Here is a 19,376-nt window from a genome sequence, read left to right on the forward strand (position 1 = left end):
CAGACTCAGGCACCCCCACAGCCGCAGCCGGAGAACAACTCGTCAGGCAAGTCGCGCAAGGAGCAGCTTGAGGAATACGAAAAACAATATCTGCAGAGAATGCAGCAACAGCAGCAACAGGCAAAGACACCGCCGCCACAGCCGCAGACAAACCCGACCAGGGGATCACTGCCAGCTGGATTCAAGCCGACGACACCGCCGCCTGCACCAAAACCAAGTCCAAATAGGGGATCTATGCCAAAAGGCTGGACACCGTCCTAAGATCTTTTCCTTTATTTTAATTTCCAAGTATTGTACCGAGAACTTGTTGTGCATGTCCCTTTGGCTTTACAGCAGGGTATACCTTGAAGACCTTGCCTTTCTCGTCAACAAGAAACGTGCTCCTCTGTATTCCCATGTACTCTTTTCCCATGAACTGTTTTTTGCCCCACACGCCGAACTTTTTTGCAACCTTGGCGTCCGGGTCGGAGAGAAGAACATACGGTATTTTCATCTTATCTGCAAACTTTCTGTGTGATTCCACATCGTCAGTACTGATGCCAAAGACCTGCACTCCAGCCTTTTTGAACTTGGCATATTCCTGAGCGAACTCGTCTGCCTCTATGGTGCAGCCGGGAGTAAAGTCGCGCGGATAAAAGTACACGACATATTTTTTGCCCTTGTAATCAGATGATCTTACCAGATTTCCGTCAGCATCGCTTAGCTCAAAGTCTGGCGCCTTGTCTCCTTCTGATATCACGAATTGGATCTGGGTGTATGCCCAATTATATTTTTCAGCACACGATCGTGAGACGGCCGCATATTTTATATTGAAATCCGCGGGGCTGCTCTTTGATGGTTAACGGCAGGGCATGGTTTGCAGAGGCACTATCGACATTTTGTTTGGTGTTCTTCGGACCTCTATCAGTTATAGTGTCCGCAGCAGCATTCGGCCCGGGACTGACACTTGAGGGCATCTTACTGATATCGTTTGCACACGGCTCGGCAATAGGCCTGATGGTGTACTCGTTTGGCCACGTTTCCGGGGCGCACATCAACCCAGCAGTCACAATCCCAATGATGATTACAAGAAAGATAGGAATAGTAGACGGGATAGGCTACATAATATTCCAGATAATAGGCGCAATCATTGCAGCATTCTCACTCAAGACAATACTGCCAGAGCTTGGAGCCAAGGTAAACTTTGGAACCCAGGGAGGCCCGAGCGAGCTTCTCAACAATTCTGCCATGTCAGGCTTTGCACTCGAACTGGTCTTTACGTTCTTCCTTGTTGTTGTAATATTCATGACTGCAGTGCACAAAAAGGCATCTGCCGGACTGCACGGTCTCTCAATAGGAGGCATGATATTTCTGCTGCACCTAGTCGGCGTTCCGTTCACGGGAGCATCGATGAACCCTGCAAGGACGCTCGGTCCTGCAATTGCATCAGGCTACTGGGACTATCACTGGATATACTGGGCAGGCCCGATAATCGGCGGAATCATAGCTGGCCTGATAATGTACTATATCTTTGTCAAAAAGGCAGAGAGCGAATAAATCCCTTAAGGTACAGCAAGACCTTTTCCATCATTGTCATCTCTGGTATCAGCTGCCGACTCGATGGACTGGGACGAGTACCTGAGGTGGCTGACCAGCACAAAGCACAGGCACTATGGCAGAAACCTCTGGCTACTTGGGAAAAAAGTCTACAGGATGGCATTCACGCCGGAGCTAATCCTAATGGAGCACACAAGAAGAAAGGAGGACATACTCAAGGCAATATCGAACATATGCCGCTTTCTTGACATAAAGCACGACACGTATTTTCATGAGCAGTTCCTTGTGTGGCTCAAAAGAAAGGAGGTAAAGTGGAAGAGGGTGCGCGACCCGTACGAGAACTATGCCCTTGCAGAGACGCTCACAATATCGCGCGTTGCAAAAAACATACGGGCCCTGCCGCCCAAGTATACTCTGTTTGCAACCTTTGCCCTGGTGTCTGGCCTGCGCACCGAGGAGGCAGTACGCGCATTCAACGACCACCTGCAGCTGTGCAACGGCAGGGTAATTGAGATGTTCTGGGACCGCAGGACAAAAAAGGCAAACGCCGTCTTTTGCCACCCGATACTGCACAAAAAGATCTCAATGAAAATAAGCTACAACAGCATACACAGGCACCTCCACTCAAGAATACTCGGATGCCAGCTAAGGCACCTCCGCAAGCTAAATTATACGATGGTCGCCACGCGAATCGACCCGCTCCTGGCCGAGTTCATGCAGGGCAGGCGCGGCAATATCTCGCAGAGGCACTACTACCTGCCGCTCATGAGGTCCAGCTACCCGCGGTGGGTCCGGATGTGGGACCCGTACGTTTCCAGGATCTGATTTTGGTGAGTTTTTTTATCACGTATTTTGGCCGGACACTGCATTTTCCCCCACAATGTCAAGTGGGGATGAAATTGATACTGCCATAGCCAAAGATCAAAGGCCTGATGCGCAAGCGAAATTAAAGGGTCGCCTGCGACGGTATCTGGGGCCGTTGCACAGTCTGGATAGTGCGGACGCTTGCGGAGCGTCAGGTCGTGCGATCGAAGCGCACCGGTCCCGCCTTCTTGATTTTGGTAAGTTCGAGTCCCCACGAACTAAATTTGATACTCATACGCAATCGTATTTGATTACCCCTACATTTTTGACAAAAATGAAAATTATATAAATCTGTAGGGGTAACTACTTTTATGGTGGTAGTAAGAAAGAAAGTGATAAAGGGACAGACATACTACTACCTGGAGCACAGTTATCGAAAAGGCAAAAAGGTTTTGAAAAAAGAACTCTATCTTGGAAACAAAATCCCAAAAAACATTGAAACTATCAAAAGACAACTCATAGACGACATTTACAAAGTAAAATGGTACTCGGATCTAGATATAATTAAAAAAAATTACATCAAAGAACACAAATCAATACCAAAATCAATCAAAGAAAAAGAACTACAGTCATTTGTCACCAAATTCACATATGACACTCAGAAGATAGAAGGTTCCACACTCACTAGGAGAGAAACTGCTGATCTGCTTGAAAGGGGAATAACGCCTACAAGCAAACCAATTCGGGATGTAAAAGAGGCTGAAGCACACAGGGATCTTTTCTATAGAATTTTGAACTCCAAAAAAGATCTGACATTACAAATGACTTTGGACTGGCATTGGGACTTGTTTAGTCAAACAAAGGCCGATATTGCGGGCGAGATAAGAAAATACCAAGTTGGAATAGGTGCAAGTAAATTCTTGCCACCGTCACCAGTCGAAGTATTCCCAATGCTGACAGAGTTCTTCCAGTGGTATAACAAGAACAAAAATCGTATTCATCCAATAGAGCTTGCCGCCCTGGCACATCTGAAATTTGTAACAATACATCCGTTTGGAGATGGCAATGGCAGAATATCGAGGCTTATCATGAATTTTGTGCTAAACAAGAAGAACTACCCTATGCTTGATATCAAATATGAGGAAAGAAATGGATACTATAACGCACTTGAAAGATCTCAAGTCAAAAAAGAAGAAAGAATCTTTCTTCAATGGTTCATCAAAAAATATATCAAAGAGTATCACCGTTATCTAAGATAGCATCAGTGGAATCCAAATCACTGTGTCATCTTTCGAAAAACTCAAAACAAAAATTCTACGCACAAAATAACTGAAACAAGTTTACTATTGTTGAGCATCCCCCCGGATCCGCTAACTATGTCAGTGCGAGTTCTTTTTTCGCATGACTCGTTCATTACGGGAGTCCGAGAACCACTAGACCCGCTACCTATCATGGTCTTAAAATAGACCCACCATCATCGATGATGATGCTTGTTAAGCCTGGAAAAAATCAGAGAAATCGAGGATCCGTACCAATCATTTCTGGACTCGCTTGTAAATAATGACAACAAGCGAAAATATCCGAAACAGCTTTTCAAATTCCTGCAGTTAATTCCACACGAACTTTTCCTAGAAAACGGCATATCAACGTCTGATTGCAACAACACGCGATTTCTTGCAAACTGTTTTGTAGCCCTTGCAAAGAAAGATCCCAGCCTTGCAAAAAACATAGGTGAGGCTGAGTGTATGCTAGGTTTCAAAGAAGCTGGACAGAGATATTTTACCAAGGCTGAAGAAAATTCCATGAACCTCACAGATCAAGCTACTCGTGCAAACGTTCTGATTAATTTGGCAACCGCATGTATGAAAATGAAGGAGTATAAAATGGAAAGAAATTATCTGATGAAAGCTTTGCAAACCACTCCGGAAACAGAGAAAATTCTTGAAATAAATAAGAGATTAAGTGAGCTAAGTCGATACTGCTAAAATGGGTCTGATATTGAACTTTCATGATGGCTGGTCTTAACAGATTCAGTACATAATTCAAACATGCAAGCAATCTAATTTCATCATTATGATTCATGAAATCTGTTTCAGAAGTGATGTACAAATCTTACGCAAACCAGATTTATTAGATATGATTCTTTACATGCGTTAATAATTATTGTAAAGCATATAGGATACAAACTAAATAATTATTCTAATTTATGATTATTAGCAGAAAACTAATCTCCTGCACTCATTCACATAACTACAAACACTATTTGGCGTTCTCTTTCAACCAATCAGATTCAATATTACAACAAGCAATTTTGGAAGGTAAACAGTTAGCAAGAAAAGTAAATCCTCATAATCCGAAAGAAGAGATAAGGACCTTGCCCCAATTAGAAGCGGCAAATATGCGTGGAAGATTAGCTGAATTATGTACGAAAAATCTTCTTCAAAATGAATTAAAAGTGAGAAACTTGCCTGGGACCATCACCGAGTCTTCTGAATTTATTGATAGCGTAGAAGGAATTACCCAGATCGATTTGATATTGACTGTCAACGGAAATAAGTATCAAATTGAAATAAGATCATCTTGTGTAAGAAATGGAGTATATTTTGGAATTACTTCTGGATTCATCAATCTACTTGGTTGGTACAAAACAGACAGCAAACAAAAAGAACCGAAGAAGGATTTCTATCTTATGTACCTATATGGATTCAATGAATCAGAAACTACAAACAAGTTTTCAAATCAAGTGGATGTGAGCTTTGTTGGTGGTGCAAGTAAGTTAATGCTCCAAGGGCCTTTGGCTTCAGATAAACAATTGAAACAATCAGTAAAGACTCTTTACCGATGTATAAGTCCGATTTGTACAGTATATGACGTGGATCAGATATTAAATGAGATGTTTCAATAGAGCAAAATTTCTCACGCATAATTATTGTTAGTATGAAAAATTTCAAATAGTAATATCAAAAACTCAATATGGTGTCTTCTCAGAACCGGATAATAGAAAGAACTCTTTATGATCCTATCAGTGACTTCCTACGGGAAATAAAATTTGACAGCATTGGTGAATCAAGAGCAGGAAAAGAAAGGGATTTCTCTGACATTGTTTTCACATATGGGAAAGATAAATTTGTAATTGAGGTAAAATTAGAAAAAAATACACCAACTTTAAGCACGAAGGCGACTGCGCAAGCCTTTAGGTACGCAAGTAAACTTGGCACATCAAACGTTCTGGTCTTAATATATCCTGAAACTCTCAAAAATCAACCTATTGTCAATAGTGAATGGCTAAGAAAAATAACCCTTAACGACAAAATAAAATGTCATGTATTTACTGATTATTGGAATGAAACAGTTGAAGATTCTGCCTCAAAAATATTTGAGGAATTAAAAAATAAAATTGATTCCAAAGTTCATAAAATAGATTTACACACGATTGTAAAACAAATACGCCAAATTGTTTCGGATCTCAACGCAATAACATCATATGTTAAAAAGGAAAAACTCGTCTCTGAAGTAGTTGAAAAATTAGATCTTTTTACATCAATCGGTGACATTGATGATCAAGAATTAGCGGAGAATCAAATAACAAATCTTTCTTCATATTTGTTATTCAACCAATTACTTTTTTATAGAATTTACAGTAAAAAAATGACCAGTACTAAATTACCAGAGTTAACGGAGATAGCCAAAATACAGGATCTACAAAAATATTTTGATGCAATTACTAAAATCGATTTTAAATCTATCTATAAAATTAATATCTTGGGCCAAATTCCAGAAGATAATCTGGTAATTGAAATTCTTAATGATGTTATTCAAGCAATCCAATTGATAAGGGCTGAGTTAATTACCCATGATCTAGCTGGAAGATTCTTTCACGATCTCATTCCTCATGAAATTAGAAAAATACTAGCCGCATTCTACACTCATCCTAATTCTGCGGACTTGTTAGCAGGCCTAACAATTCACTCATGGAACGAAACTGTAATGGATCCTGCATGTGGTTCTGGAACATTGTTAGTTGCAAGTTACTCCAGAAAACTAAACTTATACAAATCACAGAAAGGATTTGAAAATTTCAAAGCAGTTCATAAACAATTTATTGAAAAAGAAATCAGCGGAGCAGACCTTATGCCGTTTGCAAGCCACCTCACAACAATTAATCTTGCTATGCAGCAGATAGATCAACCTACCAACATCGTGAGAATTGCTTCGATGGACAGTCTTGAATTAGCGGATAGGCTCAGAAGCGCTGCGTTTACGAGAGGAAAAGGAATCCCAATTACAGGTTTTGAAAAATCAGCACAACTGACACTCACAAACGAAGTTGCTTGGAGTAAAAAAGGAGGATCTGTATCCATGGAAGGAAGAGGTTCTACATTCAACATTTCACCATTAGATGTGGTTATAATGAATCCTCCTTTTTCAGATAGAGAAAAAATGCCTGATGAGATGAGAACCAAACTGAACAATAATGTTGTTCTAAAGGAAAAAGTTGGGGGGATGGTAAATTTGTGGGGTTATTTTATAGGACTGTCAAATCTTTTATTAAAAAACGGTGGAATGCTCGGCGCAGTAATTCCAATTAGCATTGCAAGAGGCGGCGCAACTCAACCTGTACGTGATTTTCTTTTGAGTAATTTTTCTGCTAAATTTATTGTTAAGCCAATAATCGATGATGCATTCAGCGAAAATTCAGCATATAGGGATGTCTTATACATAGCAGAGAGAAAAAAACCCGACGAAAAAGATTATACTGCAATCGTCTCGATAAAATCTGAAATCAAAAAAATGCCTTCAGATCAAGTAACAAAATTAATCAACGATCTGAACCGCAATTATATTGAAAAAACTAATAAAAATAACGATGATTACGAAATAACCTTTGTAAAGACAAAAGAACTGTTTGATTATTCTGATAATCTCATGCCACTGATTGGCTTTAAATCACAAAAGAATGGTTTGGTCATCTCCAATTTTATGGCCGAGGTAAGAAAAACCGCTGGAAATAAACTAGTTAAATTGTCGAAGGAAATTATGAGGGAGGGGCTCCATGCGTCGCCAGAAGGCCTTTCTGAGCTTGTTTTTATTAATAATCCAATAGACGAATCAAGAGTTAAAAGATCGTTTTTGATCCTTAAAGAAAAGAAATCTCAGACACTCAAATTTAAAATTAAATCACTTGAGAATGAATTTGAGATTCCAATCAGCAAAACTCAACCGGCTCTGCGAACATTAACTGGAATTAAAAACTTTATAGTGGATAATATTGATTATGTGATTACAGAAGAACCAGCAAAATTTGATGAAATTTTACGGTTTTCTAAATGGAAAGGAAAATTTGATTGGTTTACGCACAACAAAAATGTCTTGAACAAATTACGTCATGTAATTATTCCAAATCGATTTAGGCCAGATTCAGCAAACACACATCATTTCGCCTTTTACTCAAAGAAAAAATTTGTCGCCCCACATTCTTTTAAAATTCTAGACTTTAATAGCTCACAAGAAGGATTATTCCAAACTTTACTGTTAAACAGCAGTATAACCATTGCAAATTTTCTGTTATACCGTTCTCAATCGACAAGAGGATTTACTCATATTATGGAAGCCGATTGGGTTCTCTACGACTTATTTGACATTAAAAAACTGTCACATGAGGAAAAATCAAAACTTGAAGAAATAGCAGAAAAACTAGAAGAGATAAATTTTCCGTCAATTAAGGATCAATATTTGACCAATAACAAGTATCGTAGGATTCTTGATGTTACAATACTTCAAGTCCTTGGTTTCGATAAGGATAGAATCGAACCTGTTCTTGACAAGTTGTATAAAGCCATTTATGAAGAACTTTCCGTAGATTGACACTATAAATTATTGATAAACGATCCTTGGAGCTAAATAATATTCAATTTGAGCATTTGATGATGTGACAAATGACAAACGCAGTGGGCTTGATGAAGCGTATTCCATTTTCATAGTTTTACATGCTTTTCCAATGTTTCGAATAATATCTTTCATGTATTCTAACGAATAAGTGGAAGACGTATTGTTAACGATTTGTACCTCATAAAGCCCAGCATTCTCCTCATCTATATTGATTTTTGATGTTTTATTTTCATATAAACTACTAAATTGTATGACGTTCTTCTTAGAATTAATTTGAACACAATCATAATTATTTTTGAAATTAGCAAGTATTTTTTTAACTACATCTGAACCTAAATGAATCATAGAAGTGTATTCGATTTTTGGAGGCTCAAAATTCTTTAAATCATGAATTTTTTGTATAGTTAATTTTGCAATCAAAACTTTGTTTATGTAAACATTAAGGAATTTGTCATTTGGCATCTCAAACTCTATTGAATCATTGTGATTGGCATAATTCAAAATAACCCTCAGTTCTTTTATTAAAAATTTAAAAGACAGGTTTTCTACTTTTAGAAATTTAAAGGATGATCTAGGAAATGTCACTTCTAACAAGGCAATATTGGAGGAATGTATTGCTCTAAAAACAATAACATTTTTGCTTGTTTGAAAAATTCCTTCTTCAAAGGATTTTTCTAGTGAGTTAAATACCATTTTCCAATCTTGAATATTAGTAAATTTAACAGAAAACAACAAATTCATAAAAATTCTTTTGTGGATTAATCATGCTTGTCATTATTAGTTTACACCTGTACAAAGAAAAAGTAGACTAGATTTTCAAAAGTATGATCGGGTCTTGTTGGATTCGACACTAATTTGGTCTTGACTCAAAATGCCTTGAGAAAAAAATATCTGCCATGATTTTAACCATGTATAGTAATGTCTCTTTTATGGTCAGAAAAAATACCACTCGGTACAATTAGAGACCCATTGCAGCTAGCTATTTTCAGGTTTTCCGAAGAATATTTTATTCCCGGAATAACTACCCAGACTGATAGACTGCGCTATTACACATTTCTGACTTGGGCATGGTCAGAAATCAGGGAAAGAAAGTCGGATTTAAGGAAAAACGAAATTCGTGATCTTGAAAAAATACTTACACTTGCATCCGCAGAGCATCATATTAACGGCCTCTCTCAACCAAATGGCATACGAAGTATCACTGCAGGAATAGAATACGTAAAAAACAACCAAAGAATTGAACTTGGCAAATTCACGAGTTTTGGCAGAAACAACACTGAAGGCAGGTCTATCTCTTTTAGCCATCGTATGCCCTTCTTTGAGAAGGTCTTGTAGACTGGAGATTTGTACTCATATTTTGCTAAAATTGAATGAATCTTGTTTTTGTATGTGGTTCTGGTTCTGATTAGTCCCAGTCTTGTTCTGACTAGATTGCGTAGTTCTCGATATGATTTGTCTGGAACAAATGACTTGCATATCATGTCTGATCTTAGTAGATCTGCAAGTACTTCAGAATCAAGCTTGTCGTTTTTTAGTTTGGCTTGTGCTATTATTTTGGTCTTTGCAGGATGAGCCAGAATGGTATCGATGCCGTTTTCCTCCAGTGTATAGTGTAATCTGAGCCAGTAATTGGCAGTGGATTCGCATACTGCCCGAATATCACTGTGGTATCGTTGTTTTATGGTATTGATGAATTCGTTTACTCCCTGTGAATTATTATCAAATGTTACTTGTCCTAGGATCTGTCTTGAATCGGATTTTACTGTAGCAACACACTTTTTCTTGTGTACGTCAATTCCTATGTTGATTATGGTATGATCACCTCCTTGTTTTTGAAAATGCCTGATGCAGCGGAATTCTCCCATCCACCGTCATTGCGGTATTTTGTTTTCCGCTCACTCGGAGTCAGTCTACGGGTCGCCCTTGCGGTATCCTGTGTGGTACCATGATACCATGGCAGTAAACCATCTACTCTCATGCCATACATTTGTATGGATCTGGCTTGCGCTAGGGAAAAGATTTCGTATAACGTCTACGGAGTCTATTTTTTCAGCCTGAACCTTGTTTCTCAGCATCCCGGCAAGCCTGTCAAATGCGCCTGAGTCAAGACTGGGAATGTTTTTCAAACCGATCTGCTTGGCAAGCTTTTCCCGCACGTCTTCGTCATTAAAGACATGTTCCGAAGGAGTCCTTGTAATTAGGTTGGTTATGTCTGCCGTCAGCCTGGTTGATGGCTTGAAAGGAATGTCAAACTCAGATTCTTCAAACAGCGACTCTTGCTCTATTCTGTTTTTGTTTACTTCGTGTTTTATGGTGCTGTTTGTGGTGTACTCTGGATACAAAGTGTAGACATCGGCCAAGACTTCCTTTAACGATTTGCCAAAATAATACTGCGGAATGCCGCAAATCTCGTCTACCAGATCCTTCTTTTCACGTATGATGTCTTGAATTTGGCCTCTTCCGCTGTCTGTTATTCTGTAACGGATTGTGTCTTTTCCATATGTGTTTACCTTGTCTGCAGTTATGAGGCCTTCATTTGCCAGCATCGTTACAGTCTTGGCCAGGGATTTGCTGAAAACTCCAAATTTGTCAGGCTGCCAGTCGCTGAAGAATTCCTCTTTTTGTCCAATTTTTTTAGAAACCAATAATCCGTATTTCTGTAGCCTTGTGGAACCTTCAACATATTTTGTAGCGCCAATTAGTATCAGAAGCATCTTTGCACTTTGTGAAAGTGCCATGATTAAAGCCACCTGCCGTGAGAATAAAGGCGTATCGATTCCATGTTTAGTGGTGTTATGAGGTACATCAGATCTTTGGGGAATAGATATGATGCCATTTCTTCTATTTAATTCATATTTCGATTTCCTTAGTTAAAACTAATTCCCGTCAAAGTAACTAGGCTATTCACCAAACTTTCAGGCATAAAGCGGGTCTAAAAAAGGCCCAAAATGGGTACTGGTTCCCACTAGACCCGCTCTTACGTAATGTACGGGCACATTTTGACGACGACCTTTCCGTTTGGCAAAGTTCCGATGTACTGCCATCCTTCGTTGATGAGCTTCTCTGAATCATCGGCTGTGACGACTCGCTGCTTGTATTGCCGTTATTTAGGAACTCTAGCACTTTAGCGATTTCGTCATGGTTAATTTGTTGATTTTCAACTGTTTGTATCTCCATTTTAGTTGGGGGCTTAATATTGATAATAACCTAGGATTTTATTTTGTCAATTGTTTTCCTGTCTATGTCGCATCTTCTTGAATATCAAACAACAATTGACGCAGCTCAGATTCTGGTTTTGCGGAATGCTCAGACTATATCCATTCTCTAGGAGGAATAACATCATTTCCCTTGTTCTTTAAGATAGGCACTGATGATTTTTTTAGTGCTTTTCCATGTTTTACCTTCTTTTATGGCGTCAATTCGCCCCTTTCTTGCTAGCAGGCTTAGGTATTCTGCAGAATAAGGTGTGCCGCCTGCAAGCTTTGCCAACGGTAGGAATTCTTCCTTTTTTGAGGGCTTTTTTGGTGCCAGATAAAGATCCAATGTCTGCTCGACACATCGCGACACATAAATCAGAAATGGCTTGAAATTGCCAGAAATATCCATTTCCCGTAGTGCCCTAAGATATTGCGGCTTGTCAACGCTTTTGATTACCGCAAACGGATATCCATTTCTTACTAGAATCAAATTAAGTAATAATCTAGACATTCTCCCGTTTCCATCCTCAAATGGGTGAACCCATGCAAAATCATAGTGAATCTGTGCCGCAAGCTCAATCGGTCTTAACTCATCGGGATTGCTGTTTAATGTATGCAGCAGATCTCTCATGTGTTTTGAAATGTCATAAAATGGAGGCGGTGTAAACCCTGCACCCTTTACATCTATGTCATAATTTCGGTATTGTCCAGCGCTAGCAATCACTCCTTTCATTATGATTCCGTGAATTTTTTTAATATCTGATTCAGTTACTTTGTAAACTCTGTCAAATGCAATTTTTTTAATCAAATCGATTGCATTGGAGTGATTATGTGCAACTAGAATATCTCCGAGGTCTTTTCCACGCAATGCGTCCGGGATATTCTTTTTTCCTATCGTTATTCCTCGTAGTATTAGCTCAGTTTCGCCTCTGGAAAGCGTACTGCCTTCTATTTTGTTGCTATTGTAAACAAAATCCACCTGCATGCGCTCGTCGATCTCTTTAATTCTTCTTGGAGTAAGATGTCCTTTTGATCCAAGTTTTCGTTTTTTCTCTGTTATTCTCTTTTGTATGTGTGAAGGTAATTCTGCGTACTGTGCCATGGTATCGGATAAGTCTATCCGATACTAAAATATATCGGATAAAATTACACGATATTGAATCGCCTCATGCTGTTATCTGGCACGAAGCAGGAAAATTCCAACCTAAGGGATTGAAATAATCAATTAATTCCTTTGAGCTTTATGGATTTGGCAAATATCGGAATTTAGATTTTGACACTTTTGTGCACGAAAAGCTCGCAATAATCTTCAGGCCTCGTGCCTAAATGTACGGCAAAAAGCTTTTCTCGTAAATTTCGTGTACGAAGCTTAGGAAATGAGCTTATTCTGTTGATTTTACGAAGATTCACTAAAAGATTATCCAGTAGTTTTTCACGCACGAAGAAGCTCATTCACACATTGTTATCCTACTGGGATTACGAACTATAACAAAATTAAGGAAAAAATTTTCTACTTACGTGTGATATGCATAGCATGGGTCTGAGATCAAACCCGGAACGCGCAAAATATCCAACCAGACCCTCACCTATCTTATTCGAAATTATTGGTGATCTTTCTTCAAATATTTACTGATTAGTACGGACGCCTCGCAGGCGTCAGGTAGTGCGATCAACAAGCAGTCAAGCACCGCAGTTCCTGCGCATCCTGTACTGCATATCTGGAATTTGCCGGAGTGACTTCCAAAGATGGAACGAGCAAAAGATATGGATGTGCTGTTTTAGAATTATTCAGTTGAACGCAAAAAAATCCTCGCCGTTTATCATACCTGCTCTGGTCGGCGCCTTCATCCTTGCCGGCTCGCTCATCGTGTTTTTCCAGCTGTCCTCATACCAGGCCCAGATAATAGAGTCAAACAAGGATGACTATACCAAAGTCATCGAGAACACCATATCAAGAAGGGAGGGAAGGGTGCAAACCATATCATCTGGAATAATAGGCCTCTATGGAAGCTCAGAGCGTGTCAGCTCAGCAGAGTTTGACAGGTTTGCGCAGACAATACTTGGCAGCAACTCTGAGATACTCAACTTATTTGTGCTTGATGGCAGTACAATAGTGGAATCATACCCGATAAAAGAATACGTCGGACATGACTTTGATTTTCTGTTTCCTGACTATCCTACAGTTGTGGCCGGACAAAAGGCAATGACTGCCGAGTTTGCAATAAACGAGACTGCATCGCTTGTGATTGCAGTACCATTTGGATATTTTATCCCAGAGGGCACGATACTTTCTGAGCAGTACAAGCTTGTATTGCTCAGTCCGATAGATGATAATGAAGTACTGTACAGCGTTGCCAAGTCGGGCGGCGCATCAGGGAGTGTGGTAGAGTTATTGCAAAAGGAAAAAGATAACGCAATAACTGTAGAATACAAAACAAATCTGTTTGGGCACAAGCTGAAAAAATACTATGATCTGAGGTACGTTCTCTGGGATGCAAGCTTTGAGGCGCAATCATACGAGCATACCATAATACTTGTGGCAGGAGTTGTCCTCTCGTTTGTAATCCCTGTATTGCTTGTGCGCACAAACCTTCTGAGGGCAAGGCTGCAGGAAAAGTCAGAGGCCCTTGAGAGGGCAAACGAGGAGCTAAAAAAGGTGGAAAAATCAAAGGACGAATTTGTAACGATGATAGTTCACGATCTGAAAAACCCACTTCTTCCAATAAAGGCGTATTCTGAGATACTACTCTCGCAAAAACTGGGTCAGCTAAACGAGGAGCAGGCAAAGAGGCTTCACTCAATTAGCACCAGCGCGATTACATTACAAAAGATGATTCAGGACTTGCTTGATGCAAACAAGCTAGAGCTTGGCAAGCTCAGACTGGATATTCAGGAGGGAAACCTCTCTGAGCTTGTAAGACGTACGATGTCAGAGCTGGAGCCCGAGTTTAGGAAAAAAGGAGTTGCAGTATCGCTAGAATTGCAGGACGTATCATGCAGGTTTGATTCCATGAGGATGGGACAGGTATTCCAGAATATACTGTTAAATGCCCTTGACTTTGTGCCTGATAAGACGGGCAAGATACACATATCGCTCAAATCAGAGGGAGGCAACGCAGTTATTACGATTGCGGACAACGGCATTGGAATACCAAAGGACAAGATAGACGGACTCTTTGCCAAGTTCTATCAGGTGTCGACAGACAAGAACAGAAGATACGGTGGAAGCGGCCTTGGGCTTTCAGTATGCAAGGGAATAGTGGAAGGGCACGGGGGCATGATCCGGGCTGAATCCGACGGGGAGGGCAAGGGCACTACAATGCACATCATGATTCCTCTTGCAGGTAAATCGGCATAGCACAATTATACTGTGGATTCACACATATGTCATGGGAGATGGAATAGGAGGGCCTGTGATACGATGCGTCTCTGGGAACTCGTTTGTGATGGCAGTGACCCACTTTAGAAAAGACAACAAGGCAGAGTATGGCAAATCAGAAAGAATAGTGATTGCCAAGGTAGACAACCCTGAGGACCCACAATATGAGGAAAGGACACAAGAAGACTTGGAGCGCGCGCTCAAGGGAAGGTTTGTCACATGCAACGTGCAGTTCCGGGATGAGAAAACAGACAGCCTTGTATGCAATGTCTTTATCCAAAATCCGCCTGAAGGGTTTTAGCACTCAAAAATGGTGTTACTGCGGCATCCATCCGCCGCATGACTTGCAGATTCTCATACCCTCATCGTCAACATAGCTATCCGAGCCAGGGGGGCACTGGCACTGCTGGATCGATTCTTCCATACGGTATGATACGCAAGCCAAACTTTTAAGACTTTAAAATTGATGGAAGAATTTCAACTCGTGCATGTCGCAGATGAAAAATTTTCAATGTTTAATAACCAATCTGACAAATACGATCAGATGCCTGACCCAGATCATGACTCTAAGATAGAAAAGATCGCGCAGCTGATACGAGAGGACAAGGTGCCTCTTGATGAGCAGGATCCTCAAAAACTGGCCAAGTACTATGATTTTGCAAAGACCAGCTTTGAGATAGGGGATGAGCAGGCAAGGAGCCTTGTCAACGAGGCGTTTTTGTACCTGATGCTGCATGATGCGGGCGATGTGGACATTTTGCAGCAGGGCGAGAAGTTCGGCGCCGGCTTTAGCTGAATCAAAATTTTAGTATACTGGAAAGCATCAGTGGCAGTAATGGTCGATCTTAACAGGAGGGTCTTTGGGAGTTTTTCATTCAAGGACGTATACGGGGAAACGCCTCATCTCTCTGAGATAAGACACAAGCTTGAATCAGAATTTGATTCGGCAGTTGGCTGCCTTGGGGAGAAAAACAGGACCCAGCTGGAGTTCTTACTTGAGGAGCAGACAAGAATAAAGCGCGAGCTTGACGTCCGGGCTGGCTCGATGGCACTGCCTCAGGACAAGCTGACAGTATTTACAGATATTATATCAAGATATGTTGGGGCCATCAAGGCGGCACTTGAAAAAACAAAATAACCCATCAATATCAAAAAAGACTGGATGGTTGAGAGCAATTACGATATTTTGGGTGTCAAGCTGGGGGCATCTGAGAAGGAGATAAGGGACGCGTTCAGAAAGCTCGTTCTTGACCACCATTCAGACAGGGGCGGGGACGAGGAAAAGATAAAAAAGATAATCCAGGCGTATGAGGACCTCAAACAGGGAAAGACATACCCTGATACTGACATTGAAAAGCTCAAAAAAGCCAGGGTGTATGCAGGCGACTCGGAGGAGGAGAGAAAAAAGAGGAATCTTGTACTGTCCGGCGATGTGGCGCGCGAGATGGATCTTGCTCAGGAATGGGCAGGCCTCTTGAGCCGCTCTGACCAGGCCGGCACGAAGCTTTTCGGCTCAAAGGAGCTCGGGGAGATGGAGTTTGAGCGCAAGCAGACAGGTGATCTGTATGTGAAAGGCAAGTTCTGGGCTGGCCATTTTACGTACGATGGCAGCATAATGATGGCAGGAAGCGTGACAAACCCGTACTTTGCACCAACTGAGAGTACAAAGACGATCATCACGGTAACAAAGGGCAACTTTACTCTAGTTGATGCACTCAAGAACAATTTTGTAATAGAGCATGGCGCCAAGATAACTGCAGATAACGGGGATATCATAGTGGGCAATCTCTCGGGAATAAGGGAGCTACAGCAGGACCCGCAGGGCAGGGTGGGCCTGTACATCACAAAGGAGCATTTTACAGAGCTTAGAGCGCCCAAAGGCAAGATAGTTGCAGGCACTGCACGCGAGACTGTCTTGCTTGATGGCGATACTGTGGTTGTCAACAACCTGATAAACAACGTCAAGGTCAGGGCGCGTATAATATCGATTTTCGGCTCCACTGTTAACTATAACTGCGAGCTTGAGCTCAGGCCTGGAGGATACATCGAGTTCCATGACGAGGGCTCCGGGTTTGCGCTATCTGATGATGCGCTCATCAAGCTGGAGAACGGCAAGTGGTTCAAGCTTCGGGACCTGAAGACGTCGGGGATGGTAGGACATGGCAGGCAGATATCGTACGAGTATCTTGATGGCATTGGCAAAAAGCAGGAAAAGCAGGGCGGCTTTAGACTAGGCAGCCTCTTTAAGAGAAAATAAGTCTTGGAAATTAGCATAGGGTGCACCGGCTGGAGCTACGATGGCTGGGTTGGACCGTTCTATCCTGCAGGAATGGATTCATCAAGGTTTTTGAAGTTTTATTCTAGATTTTTTGACATAACGGAGGTAAACTCTACGTTCTACCGTATGCCTGGGACAAATGATGCAAAAAGATGGGCATCTCAAACGCCAGCGCACTTTCGCTTCACCGCAAAGCTGCCGCAGATGATCACTCATGAAAAAAGACTCAAGGGAGCGCTACATGATGTTGAAAAGTTCCTTGATGCGCTAAGGCCGCTTGATGCCAAGTATTTGCTCAGCGTCATACAGCTTCCCCCCTCACTATCTTTTTGGGAGGCAAGAGAAGGCCTTGAGGAGATTATGCACATGTTTGCAAGGATGGTAGTAGAGGGGCGCCACCGGAGCTGGTTCTCAGAGGATGCGGTGCGGTACCTTACCGATAGAAACATCTGCCTTGTCTGGAATGATGTTCAGAATGTGCAAAACACGCTGCCTGTGACGTCGGACTTTTTGTATTTGAGAATAATCGGGGACAGAAAGATTCCACAGCAAAGCTTTGGGCAGCTGGTGCGCGATAGGACGGAGGATTTGAGAAAATGGGCTGCAAAGCTGGAGCAGCAAAAAGATAAGGTAATGTTTGCGGCAGTTCTTGCAAACAATCACTACGAGGGCTTTGCAGCTGCTACGGCAAACAAACTGCGTATGTTGCTTGGTCTTGATGAGCTTGTATGGAAAAACCAAAAGAAGCTCGATGATTTTTGAGCTGATTTTCAACAAACGTTTGATTTTTGGATTGTTTTCTTACAATTGATCAGATCAAAGATGATCAGATTTATTGATGTTGGGCGTAATGCTGTACCTAGGATAGTATCAAGCAAGAAAACGTTGATGCGCTCTTGCTAGGTCAACGAGCATGGAACGTGGTTCCAAAGCACTGCTTGCAATACTATCCTCACCATGTTTACATTTGTTTGATGATTTTTGATTTTTGTATGAAATGTTAAACATTTTTAATTTTTACAAGTTTATTATTATATGAATTTTAAGGATAATAACAAAATATGTTATATTTGTTTTCCACATACTAGTATGGTTGAAAAGCGCACATGTAGGCTGCAGAACAACAAGTCCTTTCGGTGGTGAGCATGATTAGCACGGAAGTGTACTCCAAGGCCAAGACTGGCTGCGTTGCAGGCTTGGTAGGAGGGTTTGCGCTTTTCAGCTCGTTTTTCTGGATAGACAGCGAGATCGGAGTACCGTTTGGAACGTTCTACAAGGCAGTGGGCCTGGTGGTGGGACTGGATGGAATGGCTGCAATTGCATTCGGATTTTTTGCTCACATGCTAACTGCCGCACTTGTCGGGGCGGTTTTCTGCATATTCTCACTGTCACACAGAATGCTTCGCATCTCAAGTGTGCCAAAGGGAATACTGGGGGGTGCTGTTACAGGGTTGCAGGTATATGCGATATTTTTCATGCCGATAACTCTGTACGTGATGTTTCCTGCAATCTCAGAGCAGGCAACTGGTCTTGTACCTGCCACGCCGGAAGACATGAGGGTGGCCCAGATACTGTTGGAAACGCACGATAAGATTCTGTGGGGTTCACTAGTGCTGCACGTTCTGTATGGAGCGGTGATGGGACTTTTCAGCTCGATGATCTTGTACGAGGAGTATCACATGAAGGGAAAAGAAAAGAAGGAAAAGAAGGAAGCCTGGAAAAAATTTGAAAGTGAGCACTGGCCTTCGACATGAGTGCTCCAAACACATTATTTTTTGCAAACAGGGCAAAGGTTGGATGTGTATCTGGACTTGTTGGCGGATTTGCCATATTTGTAAGTATTTTTGTAATCGACCTTAGCATGGGCTCATCGCCTGGAACTTTTTACAAGGTGGTAGGACTGCCACTTGGAATATCAGGACTTGGTGCCACGCTAGTGGGAATGGTATCTCATATGCTCACAGCGGCCCTAATAGGCACTGTCTTTGGCCTTGGTTCGTGCCTTGGCAAAATTATGGAGATATCATCACTCAAAAAGGGTGCGTTTGCAGGAGCAGTAACTGGAATTGTGGTGTTTTTGGTGTTTTTTGTGCCTATTACTACGCTGCTTATGATTCCTCAGATAGAAGGAGGTGGGTTTTCCGCAGAGGCAGATGCAATTGTCTTAAATGTGGAGCTTGTAATGATCGGCTCACTTGAGCTGCACATAGTGTATGGGATTGTAATGGGTGTGTTTTTTGCAATTGCAATGCAGCACCAGACAAAACGACAGATGCTGTTTCAGGGGGCATAG

Annotated in this window: 19 protein-coding genes, 1 tRNA gene and 1 pseudogene; 16 read left to right on the top strand and 5 right to left on the bottom strand. The window is 41.4% G+C overall.

The genetic code is table 11. The annotated features are described in order from the left end of the window. Nucleotides 1-261: pseudogene (locus NITUZ_RS10110) on the top strand (hypothetical protein); the annotation flags it as partial. Between the two features lie 16 nt (nucleotides 262-277). On the opposite strand, the gene bcp reads toward NITUZ_RS10110, so the two are convergent. Next, nucleotides 278-739, bottom strand: coding sequence for a thioredoxin-dependent thiol peroxidase (gene bcp, locus NITUZ_RS02540; RefSeq protein WP_048194995.1), 462 nt, complete (start codon nucleotides 737-739; stop codon nucleotides 278-280). A gap of 95 nt (nucleotides 740-834) precedes the next feature. On the opposite strand from bcp, the gene NITUZ_RS02545 reads away from it, so the two are divergent. The 7 genes from NITUZ_RS02545 (at nucleotide 835) to NITUZ_RS02575 (ending at nucleotide 8,205) form a co-directional block, all read left to right on the top strand. Continuing rightward, nucleotides 835-1,536, top strand: a complete 702-nt coding sequence (locus NITUZ_RS02545) for an MIP/aquaporin family protein (RefSeq protein ID WP_048194997.1) — start codon at nucleotides 835-837, stop codon at nucleotides 1,534-1,536. A 63-nt stretch (nucleotides 1,537-1,599) separates the two neighbouring features. Beyond that, nucleotides 1,600-2,361 carry an integrase gene (locus NITUZ_RS02550; protein ID WP_048194999.1) on the top strand — a complete coding sequence of 254 codons (762 nt, stop codon included), beginning with the start codon at nucleotides 1,600-1,602 and terminating at the stop codon, nucleotides 2,359-2,361. A 147-nt stretch (nucleotides 2,362-2,508) separates the two neighbouring features. Then, nucleotides 2,509-2,583: transfer RNA gene (locus NITUZ_RS02555), tRNA-Arg, on the top strand. A 128-nt stretch (nucleotides 2,584-2,711) separates the two neighbouring features. After that, the gene (locus NITUZ_RS02560; protein WP_048195001.1) at nucleotides 2,712-3,599 is read left to right on the top strand and encodes a Fic family protein; all 888 of its coding nucleotides are present in this window, start codon (nucleotides 2,712-2,714) and stop codon (nucleotides 3,597-3,599) included. A 231-nt stretch (nucleotides 3,600-3,830) separates the two neighbouring features. Then, nucleotides 3,831-4,325 (top strand): hypothetical protein, encoded by a 495-nt coding sequence (locus NITUZ_RS02565; RefSeq protein ID WP_048195003.1) that lies wholly within the window; start codon nucleotides 3,831-3,833, stop codon nucleotides 4,323-4,325. 326 nt (nucleotides 4,326-4,651) lie between these two features. After that, on the top strand, nucleotides 4,652-5,245 hold the full coding sequence (locus tag NITUZ_RS02570) for a hypothetical protein (protein WP_211198871.1): 594 nt from the start codon (nucleotides 4,652-4,654) through the stop codon (nucleotides 5,243-5,245). Nucleotides 5,246-5,316: 71 nt separating this feature from the next. Further along, nucleotides 5,317-8,205, top strand: coding sequence for an N-6 DNA methylase (locus tag NITUZ_RS02575; RefSeq protein WP_177309441.1), 2,889 nt, complete (start codon nucleotides 5,317-5,319; stop codon nucleotides 8,203-8,205). Between the two features lie 9 nt (nucleotides 8,206-8,214). Here NITUZ_RS02575 and NITUZ_RS02580 read toward each other — a convergent pair whose 3' ends face one another. From NITUZ_RS02580 to NITUZ_RS02595, 4 genes are all read right to left on the bottom strand, one after another. After that, nucleotides 8,215-8,922: a beta clamp domain-containing protein gene (locus NITUZ_RS02580; RefSeq protein WP_177309442.1), complete on the bottom strand. Its 708-nt coding sequence runs from the start codon at nucleotides 8,920-8,922 to the stop codon at nucleotides 8,215-8,217. Between the two features lie 482 nt (nucleotides 8,923-9,404). Continuing rightward, nucleotides 9,405-10,094, bottom strand: a complete 690-nt coding sequence (locus NITUZ_RS02585) for an IS110 family transposase (protein WP_048195011.1) — start codon at nucleotides 10,092-10,094, stop codon at nucleotides 9,405-9,407. A gap of 45 nt (nucleotides 10,095-10,139) precedes the next feature. Then, nucleotides 10,140-10,967, bottom strand: a complete 828-nt coding sequence (locus NITUZ_RS02590; protein WP_048195017.1) for a hypothetical protein — start codon at nucleotides 10,965-10,967, stop codon at nucleotides 10,140-10,142. A 601-nt stretch (nucleotides 10,968-11,568) separates the two neighbouring features. After that, the gene (locus NITUZ_RS02595; RefSeq protein WP_048195019.1) at nucleotides 11,569-12,528 is read right to left on the bottom strand and encodes a Fic family protein; all 960 of its coding nucleotides are present in this window, start codon (nucleotides 12,526-12,528) and stop codon (nucleotides 11,569-11,571) included. A 690-nt stretch (nucleotides 12,529-13,218) separates the two neighbouring features. Between NITUZ_RS02595 and NITUZ_RS09615 the strand changes: the two genes are divergently transcribed. From NITUZ_RS09615 to NITUZ_RS02635, 8 genes are all read left to right on the top strand, one after another. Continuing rightward, nucleotides 13,219-14,784, top strand: a complete 1,566-nt coding sequence (locus NITUZ_RS09615) for a sensor histidine kinase (protein ID WP_052370039.1) — start codon at nucleotides 13,219-13,221, stop codon at nucleotides 14,782-14,784. Nucleotides 14,785-14,815: 31 nt separating this feature from the next. Beyond that, the gene (locus tag NITUZ_RS02605; RefSeq protein WP_048195021.1) at nucleotides 14,816-15,106 is read left to right on the top strand and encodes a hypothetical protein; all 291 of its coding nucleotides are present in this window, start codon (nucleotides 14,816-14,818) and stop codon (nucleotides 15,104-15,106) included. A 243-nt stretch (nucleotides 15,107-15,349) separates the two neighbouring features. Further along, on the top strand, nucleotides 15,350-15,601 hold the full coding sequence (locus tag NITUZ_RS02610) for a hypothetical protein (protein ID WP_048195945.1): 252 nt from the start codon (nucleotides 15,350-15,352) through the stop codon (nucleotides 15,599-15,601). 30 nt (nucleotides 15,602-15,631) lie between these two features. Then, nucleotides 15,632-15,943, top strand: a complete 312-nt coding sequence (locus tag NITUZ_RS02615) for a hypothetical protein (RefSeq protein WP_048195023.1) — start codon at nucleotides 15,632-15,634, stop codon at nucleotides 15,941-15,943. A 24-nt stretch (nucleotides 15,944-15,967) separates the two neighbouring features. Then, nucleotides 15,968-17,062 (top strand): J domain-containing protein, encoded by a 1,095-nt coding sequence (locus NITUZ_RS02620; RefSeq protein ID WP_048195029.1) that lies wholly within the window; start codon nucleotides 15,968-15,970, stop codon nucleotides 17,060-17,062. Nucleotides 17,063-17,065: 3 nt separating this feature from the next. Next, nucleotides 17,066-17,845: a DUF72 domain-containing protein gene (locus tag NITUZ_RS02625; RefSeq protein WP_048195031.1), complete on the top strand. Its 780-nt coding sequence runs from the start codon at nucleotides 17,066-17,068 to the stop codon at nucleotides 17,843-17,845. A gap of 383 nt (nucleotides 17,846-18,228) precedes the next feature. Continuing rightward, nucleotides 18,229-18,837, top strand: coding sequence for a hypothetical protein (locus NITUZ_RS02630; protein ID WP_048195033.1), 609 nt, complete (start codon nucleotides 18,229-18,231; stop codon nucleotides 18,835-18,837). Then, nucleotides 18,834-19,376, top strand: coding sequence for a hypothetical protein (locus NITUZ_RS02635; protein WP_048195036.1), 543 nt, complete (start codon nucleotides 18,834-18,836; stop codon nucleotides 19,374-19,376). The genes NITUZ_RS02630 and NITUZ_RS02635 overlap by 4 nt, the downstream gene beginning before the upstream one ends.

Origin of the sequence: Candidatus Nitrosotenuis uzonensis, assembly GCF_000723185.1 — an archaeon.
Lineage (GTDB): Archaea > Thermoproteota > Nitrososphaeria > Nitrososphaerales > Nitrosopumilaceae > Nitrosotenuis > Nitrosotenuis uzonensis.

What these genes read in the sequence shown, in the direction of transcription:
- NITUZ_RS02635 (WP_048195036.1), top strand. Translation starts at nt 18,834, where the DNA reads ATGAGTGCTCCAAACACATTATTTTTTGCAAACAGGGCAAAGGTTGGA.
- NITUZ_RS02610 (WP_048195945.1), top strand. Translation starts at nt 15,350, where the DNA reads ATGCCTGACCCAGATCATGACTCTAAGATAGAAAAGATCGCGCAGCTG.
- NITUZ_RS02630 (WP_048195033.1), top strand. Translation starts at nt 18,229, where the DNA reads ATGATTAGCACGGAAGTGTACTCCAAGGCCAAGACTGGCTGCGTTGCA.
- NITUZ_RS02605 (WP_048195021.1), top strand. Translation starts at nt 14,816, where the DNA reads ATGGGAGATGGAATAGGAGGGCCTGTGATACGATGCGTCTCTGGGAAC.
- NITUZ_RS02585 (WP_048195011.1), bottom strand. Translation starts at nt 10,094, where the DNA reads ATGGGAGAATTCCGCTGCATCAGGCATTTTCAAAAACAAGGAGGTGAT.
- NITUZ_RS02580 (WP_177309442.1), bottom strand. Translation starts at nt 8,922, where the DNA reads ATGGTATTTAACTCACTAGAAAAATCCTTTGAAGAAGGAATTTTTCAA.
- NITUZ_RS02620 (WP_048195029.1), top strand. Translation starts at nt 15,968, where the DNA reads ATGGTTGAGAGCAATTACGATATTTTGGGTGTCAAGCTGGGGGCATCT.
- NITUZ_RS02545 (WP_048194997.1), top strand. Translation starts at nt 835, where the DNA reads ATGGTTAACGGCAGGGCATGGTTTGCAGAGGCACTATCGACATTTTGT.
- NITUZ_RS02560 (WP_048195001.1), top strand. Translation starts at nt 2,712, where the DNA reads ATGGTGGTAGTAAGAAAGAAAGTGATAAAGGGACAGACATACTACTAC.
- NITUZ_RS02550 (WP_048194999.1), top strand. Translation starts at nt 1,600, where the DNA reads ATGGACTGGGACGAGTACCTGAGGTGGCTGACCAGCACAAAGCACAGG.
- NITUZ_RS02590 (WP_048195017.1), bottom strand. Translation starts at nt 10,967, where the DNA reads ATGGCACTTTCACAAAGTGCAAAGATGCTTCTGATACTAATTGGCGCT.
- NITUZ_RS02595 (WP_048195019.1), bottom strand. Translation starts at nt 12,528, where the DNA reads ATGGCACAGTACGCAGAATTACCTTCACACATACAAAAGAGAATAACA.